Source organism: Paenibacillus sp. (assembly GCF_031177825.1).
In the GTDB taxonomy this organism is placed as follows: Bacteria; Bacillota; Bacilli; order Paenibacillales; family YIM-B00363; genus Paenibacillus_AE.
The window spans coordinates 232,944-247,303 of the sequence record NZ_JAPSKE010000008.1; the positions used below are offsets into that span (position 1 = coordinate 232,944).

Here is a 14,360-nt window from a genome sequence, read left to right on the forward strand (position 1 = left end):
TCATTCGAGTCGGGCGGACGAGGGAGAGCTAAGGGGAGACGGCGGTTGGAGAAAGAGCACATTACGCAAGGCTTGCGCGTCGACAGCTACACGGCGTTATACGGCGTGTTCGGCGATCCGGTCCGGCATTCGCGCTCGCCGATCATGCTCGGGCGCGCCTTCGCGGAGACGGGCACGAACGCGGCGTACGTCGCGTTCCATGTAAAGCCGGAGGCGCTCGGGGACGCGGTGCGCGGCGTTCGCTCTCTCGGTCTCCGGGGCGTGAACGTCACGATTCCGCATAAGGTCGAAGTCATGCAGTACCTCGACGAGATCGACGAGACGGCGCGGGTCATCGGCGCCGTGAACACGATCGTCAACCGGGACGGTCGACTCGTCGGCTACAATACGGACGGCATCGGCTATGTTCGTTCGCTTAAGGAAGAGACCGGCCGATCGCTTCGCGGCGCCCGCATTCTTCTGCTCGGCGCGGGCGGGGCGTCCCGCGGCGTCGGTTACGCGCTCGCGAAGGAGGAGCCCGCCCGCTTGATCGTGGCGAATCGGACTGAAGGCAAGGCGTCCGAGCTCGCTCGCGAGCTCGGCGCCGTCGCGGATACGCAAGGAATCGGCTGGGAAGGAATCGACCATATTATAGGCAACGTGGATATCATCATCAATACGACGCCGATCGGCATGCATCCGGTCACGGACGCGACGCCGATCGATCCCGCCTCGATCCGAAGCGGGACGGTCGTCAGCGATTTGATTTACAACCCGCTGAAGACGAAGCTGCTCGTCGAAGCGGAGGCGGCGGGACTCGTCGTCCACGGCGGTCTCGGCATGTTCGTCTATCAGGGCGCGTACGCGTTCGAGTATTGGACCGGCTTGCCGGCGCCGGTCGCGGCGATGCGCGAGGCGGTGCTCGAGACGTTCGAGCCTACGGCGGGTACGGGCGCATGAAGCGGCGCGTCGGACTGATGGGCGGCACGTTCGATCCCGTGCACGTCGGTCACTTGGTCGCCGCGGAGCGCGCGATCGAGGCCGGCGGTCTCGACGAGGTTCGCTTCATGCCGACGTTCCGCCCGCCGCATAAGACTTCGCGCCCGGGAGGGACGCCGGAGGAACGGCGCGAGATGGTCGAGCTCGCGATTCAAGACAACCCTCGCTTCCGTCTCGAGACGATCGAGCTCGACCGCGGAGGCGTCTCGTATGCGGTCGAGACGGCGGAGGCGCTCTCGAAGCGCGAGCCGGATTGCGAGTTCGTCTGGATCGTCGGCGGCGATATGGTGCTGTATTTGCCCCAGTGGCACCGCATCGAGGACGTCGCGGCGCAGGTAACGTTCCTTGGGCTGACCCGTCCCGGATATCCCGTCGCGACCGAGCAGCTGCCGCCGTACTTGCGGACGCGCGTAACGCTCGCGGATATGCCGGCGCTCGAGGTGTCGTCGACGGACATCCGCGAGCGGCGCGAACGGGGGCTGTCGATCCGGTACGTCGTAACGGAGCCGGTGCGGCGGTATATCGAGGAGAGGGGGCTCTACGTTCATGCGGATGAGCGTCGATGAAGCTTGCGCGCTCGTGGAGCGGGAGATGCCCGCGAAGCGGTGGCGCCATACGCTGGGCGTCGTCGAATCGAGCGTCGCGCTCGCCGAGCGGTTCGGCGCCGACGTGGAGAAGGCGCGGATCGCGGCGATTCTGCACGACGTCGCCAAGTATTGGCCCGTGGAGAAGCAGCGCCAGGCGATTCTCGCCGACGGCGACGAGGCGGGGCTCGACACCCTGCTCTACGATAAGGAGCTGTGGCACTCCCACGCGGGAGCGTTCGTCGCGAGGCGCGACTTCGGCGTGGGCGACGCCGAGGCGCTCGACGCGATCCGGTACCATACGTCGGGCCGCCCCGGCATGACGAAGCTCGAGAAGATCGTCTGCCTCGCCGATTACATCGAGCCGGGGCGCGACTTCCCCGGCGTCGACACGCTGCGGGAGCTGTCCGAGAAAAGTCTCGAGGAGGCGCTCGTCGCCGGCTTCGACGGCACGCTCCGATTTTTGATCGAACAAGGCAAACGCATTTACCCGTTGACGGTGCTGACCCGCAACGATTTATTGACCCAAATTCGACCGGGAGGTTTTTGAATGACCGTATCCCCTGACGCATTGCTCCAACTCGCGGTAGAAGCCGCGGAAGACAAGAAAGCCCAAAACATCGTCGCGCTCGACCTGACCGGCATCTCGCCGGTGGCCGATTATTACGTGATCTGCCACGGCAACTCGGATACGCAAGTGCAGTCGATCACGACGGAAATTCGCAAGAAAGCGGAGGAGGCGGGCGTGCGCGTGCGCGGCGTCGAAGGCTTCGATACCGCGCGCTGGGTGCTGCTCGACATCGGCGACGTCGTCGTGCACGTGTTCCACCGCGAAGAACGCGAGTATTACAATATCGAGCGGCTGTGGTCGGACGCCAAGTCCGTCGAGCTCGCATGACGGGCAGGGACATCGTTCGCGTCGCGCCGCTCGCTTCGGGCACGGTGCAGACGCTTAAGGTTTCGGAAGAAAACGTCCACGGCTTCACCCTCACGAACGGCAAGCAGGACGTGCTGCTGCCGTTCCCGGAGGCGCTCGGACAGCCGCTGAAGCGAGGCGCTTCGGTCGAGGCGTATTTGTACCACGACAGCGAAGACCGGATGACCGCGACGCTCCGCGAGCCCCTGGCGCGGTTCGGCAAGGTGGCGCGGCTGAAGGTCGCGGATATGAATCCGCGCCTCGGCTGGTTTCTGGACATCGGTTTGTCCCGTCACATGCTGCTGCCGCTGAAGGAGCTGCCCAGCGAGAAATCCGTATGGCCGCTCGTCGGCGACGAGGTGTTCGTCCGCGTCGACCGCGACAAGGAGGGGCGTCTGCTCGCCCGCTCCGTGAAGGAAGCGGACCTCGCGCCTTACGCCTTCAAGGCGCCGGACGCGTGGCGCAACCGATGGATGGAGGCGTGGGTGTACCGTTCGCTGACGGCCGGCTCGCTCGTCGTCGTCGAAGGCGGCGTGCTCGGCTTCGGCGCGATCGGCTTCATTCCGTCGCACGATCGACCGCGGCCGCTGCGCATCGGCGAGAAGGTGAACGCCCGCGTGACGTTCGTGCGCGAGGACGGGCATGTCAATCTGTCGATGCGCAAGCAGAAGGAGGTCGGCCGAGGCGAAGACGCGGACAAGCTGCTCGCGGAGCTGCGGCGTCGTCCCGACGGCGCGATGCCGTACTCCGACGAGTCGCCCGCCGACGCGATCGCGAAGCGGTTCGGCATCAGCAAGTCGGCGTTCAAGCGCGCGATCGGCAAGCTGTACAAGGACGGGTACATCGAGCAGAAAGGCAGCTGGACGCACCTGACCGAGAAGGGGAAGGCGCTCGCGACTTCCGGAGACGAGGCGGAAACATGACCAAGACGAACGAAGCGCCGCACGCCTCCGGAGGGCCGTACGGCGCTTTCGCTTATGTGTACGACCGTCTGATGGCGGACATGCCGTACGGCGAATGGCTCGGCTGGCTGGACGCGTATTGGACCGCGCGCGGCGGAAGGCCGAACGACGTCGTCGATCTCGGCTGCGGCACCGGCACGCTCTCGATCCCGCTCGCGCAGGAGGGCTCGCGCGTGATCGGCGTCGACCTGTCCGCCGATATGATCGAGGTCGCCAGGCGGAAGGAAGCCGCCGTACGGAGCGAGCTGGCGGTGCCCGGCGAGCTGGAGTGGGTCGTCGGCGACATGCGGGAATGGCGTGCGCCGGCGCCCGTCGACGCGGTCGTCTCGCTGTGCGACTGCCTGAATTATTTGACGGAGGAAGCCGACGTCGCGCGGGCGTTCGGCTCGGCCTTCGCCACGCTGAAGCCCGGCGGCGTATTCCTGTTCGACATGCATCATCCGAATCAGCTCGACGCTTACATGGCGAACGAGCCGTTCTGCCATGACGACGAAGAGGCCTCCTACCTATGGACGTGCGAACTGGACGAGGAGACGTCGACGATCGCGCATCGGTTGACGTTCTTCGTGCGCGGCGCCGACGGTCGGTACGACCGTTCGATCGAAACGCATCGTCAGCGCGTCTATCCGGCGGGGACGATCCGCAGGCTGCTTGCCGACGCGGGCTTCGCCGAGATCGAGACGTACGCCGACTTTACGTTCGATCCGATCGACGAGGAAGAGACGACGCGGATGTTTTTCGCGGCGACGAAGCGCTGAAGCCGCGTTCGGCTTGACTTTCGCAGCTTTTTCCGCGTATAATTTGGGAAAATGAACACATTTTCAAGCAACGATAAGGATTAGTACCCGGGAACCCCGTACTTCAGAGAGCCGACGGTTGGTGAAAGTCGGCACGGCGGATCGGCGAACTCGCCTTGGAGCACCGCGGAAGAGAAATCCGCGGCGAAGCCCTCGCGTTAAGAGGTCAAGTGAACGGACCGAGGAAGCACCGCGGCCGTTAACTAGGGTGGTACCACGGGAGACAAAGCTCTCGTCCCTAGCGAATCTCGCTAGGGGCGGGAGCTTTTTTTAACGATTCACGAATGGATCAGGAGGACGTTATTCATGACAGAGACGACGAAGCAATCGCCCGGCGGCTATTCCCCGCAGGCGATCGAACCGAAATGGCAAGCGTATTGGGACGAACATAAGACGTTCAAGGTGCTCGACGACCCGAACAAACCGAAATTTTACGCGCTCGACATGTTCCCGTACCCGTCCGGAGACGGCCTCCACGTCGGCCATCCGGAAGGCTACACGGCGACGGACATCGTGTCCCGATTCAAGCGCATGCGCGGCTACGACGTGCTTCACCCGATGGGCTGGGACGCGTTCGGCCTGCCGGCGGAACAGCACGCGCTGAACACCGGCAAGCATCCGCGGGAAATTACGTTCAAGAACATCGACAACTTCCGCCGCCAGATCAAGTCGCTGGGCTTCAGCTACGACTGGGACCGCGAATTCAGCACGACCGATCCGGAATATTACAAGTGGACGCAGTGGATTTTCATCCAGCTGTATAAGCGCGGCCTCGCGTACGTCGCGGAGCTGCCGGTCAACTGGTGTCCGGCGCTCGGCACGGTGCTCGCGAACGAAGAGGTCATCGACGGCAAGAGCGAACGCGGCGGCCACCCGGTCATCCGCAAGCCCATGCGCCAGTGGGTGCTTCGCATCACGGCTTACGCCGAGCGGCTGCTGGAGGATCTGGAGGAGCTCGACTGGTCGGAGAGCATCAAGGATATGCAGCGCAATTGGATCGGCAAGTCGACCGGCGCGGAGGTGCGCTTCGCGGTCGACGGAACGGACGAATCGCTCGTCGTGTTCACGACGCGGCCGGATACGCTGTTCGGCGCGACGTATTGCGTCTTGGCGCCGGAGCACGAGCTCGTCGATAGAATCGCGACGGACGCGCAGCGCTCCGCGGTAGAAGCGTATCAAGACGCGGCGTCCCGCAAGAGCGACCTCGAGCGGACCGATCTCGCCAAGGATAAATCCGGCGTGTTCACCGGCGCGTACGCGATCAATCCGGTGAACGGCGCGAAGGTGCCGATCTGGATCGCCGATTACGTGCTGGCGGGTTACGGCACGGGCGCCATCATGGCGGTGCCCGGCCACGACCAACGCGACTGGGAATTCGCGAAGAAGTTCGACCTGCCGATCGTCGAAGTGGTGCAAGGCGGCGACGTGGGCGCGGAAGCGTACGCGGGCGACGGCGCGCACGTCAACTCCGATTTCTTGAACGGCTTGAACACGGCGGACGCCATCGCGGCTGCGATCGAGTGGCTGGAGAAGAACGGCAAGGGCGAAAAGAAAGTCACCTACCGTCTTCGCGATTGGCTGTTCTCCCGTCAGCGGTATTGGGGCGAGCCGATTCCGATTCTGCACCTCGAAGACGGCACGATGAAGCCCGTTCCGGAATCGGAGCTTCCGCTGCTGCTGCCGGACGTCGACGAGATCAAGCCTTCCGGCACCGGCGAATCGCCGCTCGCGAACGTGACCGAATGGGTGAACACGATCGATCCGGAGACGGGGATGAAGGCGCGCCGCGAGACGAACACGATGCCGCAATGGGCGGGCAGCTGCTGGTACTACTTGCGCTTCATCGACCCGCACAACGATCGGGAGCTGTGCTCCAAGGAAGCGCAAGAACGCTGGCTGCCGGTAGACCTCTACATCGGCGGCGCCGAGCACGCGGTACTCCACTTGTTGTACGCCCGCTTCTGGCATAAGGTACTGTACGATATCGGCGTCGTGTCGACGAAGGAGCCGTTCCAGAAGCTCGTCAATCAAGGGATGATTCTCGGCGACAACGGCGAGAAGATGAGCAAATCGCGCGGCAACGTCATCAATCCGGACGACATCGTGCGGGAGTACGGCGCGGATACGCTGCGCATGTACGAGATGTTCATGGGGCCGCTCGAGCAGACGAAGCCGTGGAACACGAACGGCGTCGAAGGCGTCTATCGTTTCCTCAATCGCGTATGGCGGCTGTTCATGACCGAGGAAGGAACGCTCCAGCCGAAGATCAAGCCGGACGGCGGCACGGACGCCTTCAAGCGGACATGGCATCGCACGATCAAGAAGCTGACCGAGGATTACGAGGCGCTTCGCTTCAATACGGCGATCTCTCAGATGATGATTTTCGTAAACGAGGCTTATAAGCAGGAGACGCTTCCGCTCGAGGGCATGAAGCATTTCGTTCAGCTAATGTCCCCGATCGCGCCGCATATCGCGGAGGAGCTGTGGGAGAAGCTCGGCGGCGCCGGCTCGGTATCGTATGCGCCATGGCCGTCGTACGACGAGGCTTGGACGGTGGACGACGAAGTCGAAATCGTCGTTCAAGTGAACGGCAAGATCGTCGACCGCGCGAACGTGGCGGCCGACGCGGACGAGAAGGCGCTCGAAGCGCTGGCGACGTCCCTGGACAAAGTGAAAGAGGCGATGGCCGGGAAACAAGTCCGCAAGGTCATCGCCGTGAAGGGCAAGCTGGTCAATATCGTCGTCGGATAAGTTTTAGGATTGGGGGTTGTAAAACAGCCCTTCCACCTTATCCAACTCTTCTTTGTATTTATGATGGGTCGTGCGGATGAGCCGCTCGAACGTGCCGTCCAAATCCAGCGACAGCATGCGAAGGCCTTCCGCCGTAATCCCGCCGGGGACGGTGACTCTCTCCCGAAGCGATTCGGGAGAGAAACCGCCTGCGGTCAGCAGCAATCCGGTCCCGAGCACCATCTCCGAGGCGAGCGTCGTCGCTTCCTCCTTCGAGATGCCCGTGTACGTCACGGCCGCTTGCACGAACTGCTCGACGAAGAACGCCAAGAACGCCGGCCCGCAGCTCGAAATATCCGAACTTATCCGCGTATACTCCTCAGACACGACCAACGGCTTCGACATGCGCTGCAAGAGCCGCTCCAATGTTTCGATATCTTCCGCTTCCATGCGGCTTCCGTACATCGTTAGCGTCGCGCCGCTGCATACGTAATTCGTAATGCTCGGAATGATTTTCGCGATTTTGCAAGGGATATGCTCTTCCAGATGACGAATCAGGACGGGGCTCGTAATCGATACCACCGTTTGCGCCGCGGTTACGTACGGCTTAATGTCGTCAATGACGTTTTTGAACTCTTTCGGTTTCACGCAGAGAAATACCATATCGGCGGCGAGCGCCACTTCCCGGTTGCTAGGCACGGCCCTTAGCCCCGGATGCGTTTCGGCGAGTCGTTCCGCTTTCGCGAACGTGCGGTTCGTCGCGACGATTTGATCCGGTCTCAGCGCGTTCGTCCGAATAAAAGACTCGATCAGGATGCTACCCATGCTCCCGGTTCCGATAAATCCGACGTTCATCGTCATCCTCCTTCTGTTTCCCGATGGTAAGCGTCGGCGTTACCGACGAGGGTGTCGTAGTTTGTAAACTATATGAATCGTACGCATTGTCTTATGCTTTCGGAATGAACGAATGCCCGTTTCGAGGTGAAATTCCATGAATGTCCATTACATCCGCATGGCCGGCGGGCTTGCTTCGGTCGGCGCTTTCCTCTGGCTCGCCTCCGTCTTCGGCGGAGCCGGCGCTTCGGACGCTTCGTCTTGGCGGGACATGAACGCGGAGGTAGAGGCTTGGCTGGACAGCTCGGACGTCGAAGCGGCGCAAGAAACGGCGAACCCCGGGGCGCCCGCGAACCCGCCCGCCCCGGCCGCGACGGCGGATGCCGGCGCTCTCGCCGTCGAGGCGTCAGCCCCGCCGGCGCGTTCGACGGAGGAGACGACGGGCGCGCCGGTAGAGCTTCAAGCGATTGAGCGGAGCGCGGAGGGCGTCGTCGATATTAACCGCGCGACGCTGGAAGAGTTGGACGCGCTGCCCGGGATCGGCCGCGCCAAGGCGCAAGCCGTCATCGATTACCGGGAGTCGAACGGAGCGTTCGCGCGTCCCGAAGACGTCATGAACGTGAAAGGGATCGGCCCCGCCATCTTCGCGAAAATCCGGACGTCGATCGTCGCCGGGCCCGCCGTCGAAGCTGGAAAATAATGCTTTCCTTCCGTCGGCCGATGTGCGAAAATTTCGATAGAACCTAACTTGTCCTGGGAGGGATTGTTTTGTCTAACGAGAAACGCCTGTCGCTCGATACGCTAGCCGTACACGCGGGGCAGGAGATTGATCCGACCACGATGTCGCGCGCCGTCCCGTTGTATCAGACGACGTCGTACGGCTTCCGCGATACGGAGCACGCGGCGAACCTGTTCGCCTTGAAGGAATTCGGCAACATCTATTCCCGCATCATGAACCCGACGACCGACGTGTTCGAGAAGCGGGTCGCCGCCCTCGAGGGAGCGCCTGCGGCGCTGGCCGTCGCCTCGGGACAAGCCGCGATTACGTACTCCATTTTGAATATCGCCGGCGCGGGCGACGAGATCGTATCGGCGTCGAGCCTCTACGGCGGGACCTATAACTTGTTCGCGAATACGCTCGCGAAGCTCGGCATTACGGTTCGATTCGTCGATCCGACGAATCCCGAAGCGTTCCGCGCCGCGATTACCGACAAGACGAAGGCGCTGTACGTCGAATCGGTCGGCAATCCGCGCGGCGACGTCATGGATATTCGCGCCATCGCGGACATCGCGCATGCGAACGGCGTGCCGCTCATCGTCGATAATACGCTGCCGAGTCCGTACTTGCTGCGCCCGATCGAGCACGGCGCCGATATCGTCGTTCACTCGGCGACGAAGTTCATCGGGGGCCACGGCACGTCGATCGGCGGCGTCATCGTCGACGGCGGCACGTTCGACTGGAAGGCGAGCGGCAAGTTCCCGGGCATGACCGAGCCGGATCCGAGTTACCACGGCGTCGTCTATACGGAAGCGGTCGGACCGATCGCTTACATCATTAAAGCGCGCGTACAGCTTTTGCGCGACATGGGCGCGGCGATGTCCCCGTTCAACGCGTTCATGCTGCTGCAAGGCCTCGAGACGCTGCACCTCCGCATGGAGCGCCACAGCGCCAACGCGGCCGCGGTCGCGAAGTACCTCGCCGCCCATCCGGCGGTGGAGAGCGTCAACTACGCGGGCCTCGAGACGCATCCGTCGTACAAGCTCGCGCAGCGCTATATGCCGAAGGGTCAAGGCGCGATTCTGACGTTCGAGGTGAAGGGCGGCATCGAAGCCGGCAAGAAGCTGATCAACTCGGTGCGTCTGTTCTCGCATCTGGCGAACGTCGGCGATTCGAAGTCGTTGGTCATTCATCCGGCCAGCACGACGCACTCGCAGCTGGAAGGAGCCGAGCTGCTGTCGACCGGCGTAACGCCGGGGATGGTACGGCTGTCGGTCGGCACCGAAGGCATCGACGATATCATCGCGGACCTCGATCAAGCGTTAGCAGCCAGCCAGCAATCATGAGGAAAGACTGGGACACGTACTTCCTGGATATCGCCTACATGGCCTCCACACGGTCGCAGTGTTCCCGTCGCCATGTCGGCGCCGTTCTCGTGAAGGGCAAGAAGCTGCTCGGCACGGCGTATAACGGAGCGCCGATGGGCGTCCCGGACTGCTCGGAGGCCGGGTGCATGATCGTCGAAGAGTACGAGCTTGCGCCTGTGGACGGGGAAGAAAAGCTGGTGAAGAAACAGCGCTGCGTAAGGACGATTCACGCGGAGCAAAATCTGCTGTTGTTCACGGACCTGCACGATCGCGACGGCGCGACGGTTTACGTCACCGATCAACCGTGCTGGACGTGCGCGAATATGCTGGCGAACAGCGGAGTCAAGGAGATCGTGTATCATCGCTCGTATCCGAAGGACGCCGAGAAGGTGGAGAAGCTGATGGATCAGCTCGGCATCCGGTTCCGCCGCTTGGAGCCGTATACGCCGCCTCCGGGCGTCCCGACGGAGCGGGTAACGTCGTAATCGAATCTCCATGCAAGGGCATGAAGCACATGCGCCGTCTTCCGATCTTGGATCGGAGGCGGCGCTTTTTCGTGTACCTGCGTCATGCGGCGGAAGGAAGGAGGAGCGCAGGATGCAGATTAGACGTCCGCTGCTATGGATTTGCGTCGGCTGGATGGGGGGGATGACGATCGCCTCGCGCTTCGATGCGGGATGGATCGCGCTCGGCGGACTGACGTCGGCGATATTCGTTCTGCTCTGGGCGGGAACGCATCATGGGAGGAACGCGCTGACCGCCTGCGCCGTCGCCGCCGCTTTCGCGATCGGCGGCGGATGGTTCGAGCGGTACGACGCCGGCAATACATCGGCGATTCCGTTCCCGGACGGGGCGGAAGAGGCTGTCGTCTTGTCCGGCGTCATTCGGACGAAGCCCGTGACGGACGGGGATCGGGCGACGTTCGATCTGACGGTCGAACGGATGACGGCGCGCGGCGAAGCCGCGGCCTTGCCGAGAGAAGTCGTGAAGGTGTACGTGTACTTCAAGACCGAAGAAGAACGCAATGGAATGGCGGAGTGGGCGAGGGGAGACCGCGCGACAGTGACCGGTACGATCCGCCGGCCGCTTTCGGCCGTCAACTTCGGCGGCTTCGATTATCGGGAATATTTGAGACGCCAGCATATTCATTGGACGGCGACCGCGGAAGGGCTCGCGAGCGTGGAGCGCTCCGAGGCCGCGGATTGGTCCGCGCCTCGCGTCCTCTCGTACGTCGATCGCATAAGGGACGGCATGGGCGCACGCATCGCAGCGGCTTACGATGAACCGGTCGCCGGGTTTATGAAAGGGCTCGTCCTCGGCATTCGCGAAGATGTAGACCCGGCAAAGTACCAAGCATTTTCGCAAGTGGGCCTGACGCATATTTTGGCGATCTCGGGGCTGAACGTGGCTATCTACGTCGGCGCGATCCTATGGCTGCTGGGAAAGTTGCCGCTTACGAGAGAGACGCGGCTCGTCGCGGCGATCGCGGCTGTACCCGTATACGTCCTGCTTACCGGAGCGTCTCCGTCCGTCGTCCGCGCGGGCATTATGGCGATGATCGCCTTATATGCGGCGAGAAGGCGGCTGCTGAAGGACGGGATGAACGTACTGGCCGCAGCGGCGCTGCTCATGCTCGCTTGGAATCCGTACTTCTTGTACGACGTCAGCTTCCAGCTGTCGTTCGCGGTGACGGCTGGCATTATACTCGGCACGCCGCTCATGAATCGGCTCGTTCGTATCGGCCGGCCGGCGGTCCAGTCCGCCGTCTCGGTGACCGTGATCGCGCAATGCGTCTCTTTCCCGCTCACCGTAGCCTATTTCAACGCGTTTTCTATCTTGTCGTTCCCGGCGAATTTCGTGATCGTGCCGCTGTTCAGCCTCGGCATCATGCCGCTGGGCTCCATCGCGATGCTGCTCTCCTACGTATGGCCGGGAGGAGCGGGGGCGCTCGCCTACGTCGCCGAGCTGCTTACATCGCTCAGCTTCAGGCTCGTGACGTGGATGTCCGGCTACGACGGCGCCTCTTCGATCTGGGCCACGCCTCCGCTCTGGTGGATCGGCGCTTATTACGCATCCTTGTTCGCCCTGCTCGCCGCCGCAGCGAATAAGCTCCCCTTCGGCACCGGCCCAGGCTGCGTCCTCGGCCTCGGCTACGGAGGACGCGCCCTAGAACGGCTGCTGACCCTCGTTCGGCTTCGGGCCTTTCTCGTTCCGGCATGCGCGGTCGTCTATGCCGGGGCGCTGCTTTACGCTTACGCGCCGAACGCCTTCGACCGAACCGCCGTCGTCAGCTTCCTCGACGTCGGGCAAGGGGACGCGATCTATATCCGCACCCCGTACGGCAAGCATCTGTTGATCGACGGCGGGGGGACGGTCCGGTTCGGGAGGCCGGGCGAGGAATGGAGACTTCGGAAGGACCCCTTCGAGGTCGGAGAGGACGTCGTCGTGCCGCTGCTGCGCAAGCGGGGCGTGCAACGCATCGACGCGTTATTGATGTCGCATGGAGATACGGATCATATCGGAGGCTTGCGGGCGGTCGTCGACGGCATTCCGGTGCGGCGCGTCTTTTTCAACGGCACGGCGAAGGAAGGAGAGACGAGCGAGACGCTGTTTCGCGCGATCGTGGCGAAGCGAATTCCGTTGACCGCGGCGTACGAAGGGATGATCGTTCGGGCGGATCCGGCTACGGAGCTGCGCATCCTGTTTCCGAAGCAGCCGTCGGATGAGAACGATCTCTTCGTGTCGGACGACCAAAACGAACGCTCCGTCGTCGTGCTCATGAGAGTATACGGAAAGACGTTTCTGTTCACGGGCGACATCGGTGCGGCCGAGGAAGCGGCGATCGCCGAGGCGTTGCGGAACGAAACAGAGATGCCTTCTCCGATCGACGTGCTGAAGGTCGCCCATCACGGCAGCAAGACGTCGACGACGGCCGCATGGCTGAATTACTGGAAACCTAAAGCCGCCGCGATTTCCGTAGGGCGCAGCAATATGTACGGACACCCTCATTCGACGGTCGTCGAACGATTGGACGCCGCCAGCATCCGAATATACCGGACAGACGTTCATGGGGAAATTCAATTCCGGGTTCGGAAGGACTCGTTCCAGGTTCGGACGAAAGTGATGCGGGAATAGAGAATGCGTACTTTTATGTGACTTAACCCATAAATCTGCCTGGTTATGAATCATAAGTTTGCCGGAAATATAGGCTTACTTTTACTTTTCCTCTCATAGCTTCTATGAATATACCCATAACCTTGCCTTAAGTTCATTTTGGAATGAAAAGCTTGCCATAAGCCGGCAAGCTATTTTATTTTCTACCGGGCGTATTAAACTAACTGGGCAGCTTAGTTTAAGAATATGTGTGGTGAACCATATTATAAATAAAGGCAAGTTTTAGCCCCCGGACCGGGGTACAATGTCGGAACTTTGCTGTCTTACTCCGTATCCCTATACCTCGTAATAGGGGTGTGATAAATTAATGAAAATTGATCTTAGAGGAGAGGTGAGTATGTTATGCATACGGTAATCGAACCCAAAATTCTTTACTTTGGCACCTCTGTCGTGCTTATAAGTACTATTAATGAAGACGGAACGCCCAATTTGGCTCCTATGTCCTCTGCCTGGTGGCTCAATCAATCGTGTATGCTGGGTATGAGTAGCAAGTCTCAGACAGTTCAGAATTTGATCCGTGAACACGAGTGCGTACTTAATCTCCCATCCATTGACTTGATTCCTGCGGTTGATCGGCTAACCCTATTAACAGGACGTAATCCGGTGCCAGAATCCAAAGCATTGAGGGGCTATAAGTATGAAGTAGATAAATTCGGTACCGCAGGGTTAACCCAACTTCCGTCACAACTTGTTCAAGCACCACGGGTCAAAGAATGCCCCGTCCATCTGGAAGCCAAATTTGTGAAGATACATCCATTCGAACAACCAAGTTCCCTTGTCGCCATTGAAGTGCGTATCGAAAAAGTTCATATCGAAGATTATCTTCTAATGAATGCTAACTCAAACTATGTCGATCCTTCGAAATGGAATCCGATGATTATGAATTTCTGCGAATATTTCGGTCTTGGCGAGCAACTATCTGCATCAAAATTAGCACCGGTATTCGGACTGCAATCTGTAAAATAGGCTTGTAAATAAAAGATGTACTATATATATTACCGTTCACTCCGCTCCCTCGAAGAATAAGGTTTTTCTCACGAATGCTTGCTCATTCGCAGGATTTCACGAGCCTTGTTTGAGTAGCAGTTGGAGCGAGAGCATGTGTGGCTAGTTTAGATCCGTTAGAGTGCATGCGGGAACAGAAGGTGTTGACTGAATTACAAAATCTTCCATGGGTAAACCTTGCTGCACGGCTTTCTCCACAAGATCCTTGGGGACTCACTCTCCCAAATCTCGACGGGTCTATGCCCTCACATTCCTTCGTCCTATCTGTCCAAGGTGTGGAGTCCGATTAACGTTA

The 14,360-nt window shown here is 60.9% G+C and carries 13 protein-coding genes and 1 other annotated feature; of the genes, 12 read left to right on the top strand and 1 reads right to left on the bottom strand.

Features of this window, described 5'->3' with window-relative positions; translation table 11 throughout:
• Positions 1 to 45: 45 nt before the first annotated feature.
• The 7 genes from RIN49_RS12640 (at position 46) to leuS (ending at position 6,988) form a co-directional block, all read left to right on the top strand.
• Positions 46 to 939 (top strand): shikimate dehydrogenase, encoded by an 894-nt coding sequence (locus RIN49_RS12640; RefSeq protein ID WP_309120524.1) that lies wholly within the window; start codon positions 46 to 48, stop codon positions 937 to 939.
• Positions 936 to 1,544, top strand: coding sequence for a nicotinate-nucleotide adenylyltransferase (locus tag RIN49_RS12645; RefSeq protein WP_309120525.1), 609 nt, complete (start codon positions 936 to 938; stop codon positions 1,542 to 1,544). Before RIN49_RS12640 ends, RIN49_RS12645 begins: the two co-directional genes overlap by 4 nt.
• Positions 1,525 to 2,112, top strand: coding sequence for a bis(5'-nucleosyl)-tetraphosphatase (symmetrical) YqeK (yqeK, locus tag RIN49_RS12650; RefSeq protein ID WP_375295242.1), 588 nt, complete (start codon positions 1,525 to 1,527; stop codon positions 2,110 to 2,112). Before RIN49_RS12645 ends, yqeK begins: the two co-directional genes overlap by 20 nt.
• Complete coding sequence (rsfS, locus tag RIN49_RS12655) at positions 2,113 to 2,460, top strand: ribosome silencing factor (RefSeq protein ID WP_309120526.1); 348 nt, start codon at positions 2,113 to 2,115, stop codon at positions 2,458 to 2,460. It begins immediately after the preceding gene.
• On the top strand, positions 2,457 to 3,401 hold the full coding sequence (locus RIN49_RS12660) for a CvfB family protein (RefSeq protein WP_309120527.1): 945 nt from the start codon (positions 2,457 to 2,459) through the stop codon (positions 3,399 to 3,401). Before rsfS ends, RIN49_RS12660 begins: the two co-directional genes overlap by 4 nt.
• Entirely contained in the window at positions 3,398 to 4,198 is an 801-nt protein-coding gene (locus RIN49_RS12665) for a class I SAM-dependent DNA methyltransferase (RefSeq protein ID WP_309120528.1), read from the top strand. The genes RIN49_RS12660 and RIN49_RS12665 overlap by 4 nt, the downstream gene beginning before the upstream one ends.
• Before the next feature lie 61 nt (positions 4,199 to 4,259).
• Positions 4,260 to 4,480, top strand: a binding site (T-box leader).
• Positions 4,481 to 4,543: 63 nt separating this feature from the next.
• Positions 4,544 to 6,988 carry a leucine--tRNA ligase gene (gene leuS, locus RIN49_RS12670; protein ID WP_309120529.1) on the top strand — a complete coding sequence of 815 codons (2,445 nt, stop codon included), beginning with the start codon at positions 4,544 to 4,546 and terminating at the stop codon, positions 6,986 to 6,988.
• Between the two features lie 3 nt (positions 6,989 to 6,991).
• Here the strand turns inward: leuS and comER are convergent, their stop codons facing one another.
• Complete coding sequence (gene comER / locus RIN49_RS12675) at positions 6,992 to 7,822, bottom strand: late competence protein ComER (RefSeq protein WP_309120530.1); 831 nt, start codon at positions 7,820 to 7,822, stop codon at positions 6,992 to 6,994.
• Positions 7,823 to 7,958: 136 nt separating this feature from the next.
• Here comER and RIN49_RS12680 point away from each other — a divergent pair, with 136 nt between their 5' ends.
• The 5 genes from RIN49_RS12680 to RIN49_RS12700 all read left to right on the top strand — a co-directional run bounded on the left by RIN49_RS12680 (position 7,959) and on the right by RIN49_RS12700 (position 14,026).
• A complete protein-coding gene (locus tag RIN49_RS12680; protein WP_309120531.1) occupies positions 7,959 to 8,501 on the top strand; it encodes a ComEA family DNA-binding protein in 543 nt (180 codons plus the stop codon).
• Positions 8,502 to 8,569: 68 nt separating this feature from the next.
• A complete protein-coding gene (locus tag RIN49_RS12685; RefSeq protein WP_309120532.1) occupies positions 8,570 to 9,865 on the top strand; it encodes a homocysteine synthase in 1,296 nt (431 codons plus the stop codon).
• The gene (locus RIN49_RS12690; RefSeq protein WP_138193031.1) at positions 9,862 to 10,371 is read left to right on the top strand and encodes a deoxycytidylate deaminase; all 510 of its coding nucleotides are present in this window, start codon (positions 9,862 to 9,864) and stop codon (positions 10,369 to 10,371) included. Before RIN49_RS12685 ends, RIN49_RS12690 begins: the two co-directional genes overlap by 4 nt.
• A gap of 112 nt (positions 10,372 to 10,483) precedes the next feature.
• Entirely contained in the window at positions 10,484 to 13,021 is a 2,538-nt protein-coding gene (locus RIN49_RS12695) for a DNA internalization-related competence protein ComEC/Rec2 (RefSeq protein ID WP_309120533.1), read from the top strand.
• 381 nt (positions 13,022 to 13,402) lie between these two features.
• Complete coding sequence (locus tag RIN49_RS12700; protein WP_309120534.1) at positions 13,403 to 14,026, top strand: flavin reductase family protein; 624 nt, start codon at positions 13,403 to 13,405, stop codon at positions 14,024 to 14,026.
• Positions 14,027 to 14,360: the final 334 nt, after the last annotated feature.

Coding starts and splice junctions, on each gene's coding strand:
- RIN49_RS12645 (WP_309120525.1), top strand. CDS start 936: ATGAAGCGGCGCGTCGGACTGATGGGCGGCACGTTCGATCCCGTGCAC.
- yqeK (WP_375295242.1), top strand. CDS start 1,525: ATGCGGATGAGCGTCGATGAAGCTTGCGCGCTCGTGGAGCGGGAGATG.
- rsfS (WP_309120526.1), top strand. CDS start 2,113: ATGACCGTATCCCCTGACGCATTGCTCCAACTCGCGGTAGAAGCCGCG.
- RIN49_RS12660 (WP_309120527.1), top strand. CDS start 2,457: ATGACGGGCAGGGACATCGTTCGCGTCGCGCCGCTCGCTTCGGGCACG.
- RIN49_RS12665 (WP_309120528.1), top strand. CDS start 3,398: ATGACCAAGACGAACGAAGCGCCGCACGCCTCCGGAGGGCCGTACGGC.
- leuS (WP_309120529.1), top strand. CDS start 4,544: ATGACAGAGACGACGAAGCAATCGCCCGGCGGCTATTCCCCGCAGGCG.
- comER (WP_309120530.1), bottom strand. CDS start 7,822: ATGAACGTCGGATTTATCGGAACCGGGAGCATGGGTAGCATCCTGATC.
- RIN49_RS12680 (WP_309120531.1), top strand. CDS start 7,959: ATGAATGTCCATTACATCCGCATGGCCGGCGGGCTTGCTTCGGTCGGC.
- RIN49_RS12690 (WP_138193031.1), top strand. CDS start 9,862: ATGAGGAAAGACTGGGACACGTACTTCCTGGATATCGCCTACATGGCC.
- RIN49_RS12695 (WP_309120533.1), top strand. CDS start 10,484: ATGCAGATTAGACGTCCGCTGCTATGGATTTGCGTCGGCTGGATGGGG.
- RIN49_RS12700 (WP_309120534.1), top strand. CDS start 13,403: ATGCATACGGTAATCGAACCCAAAATTCTTTACTTTGGCACCTCTGTC.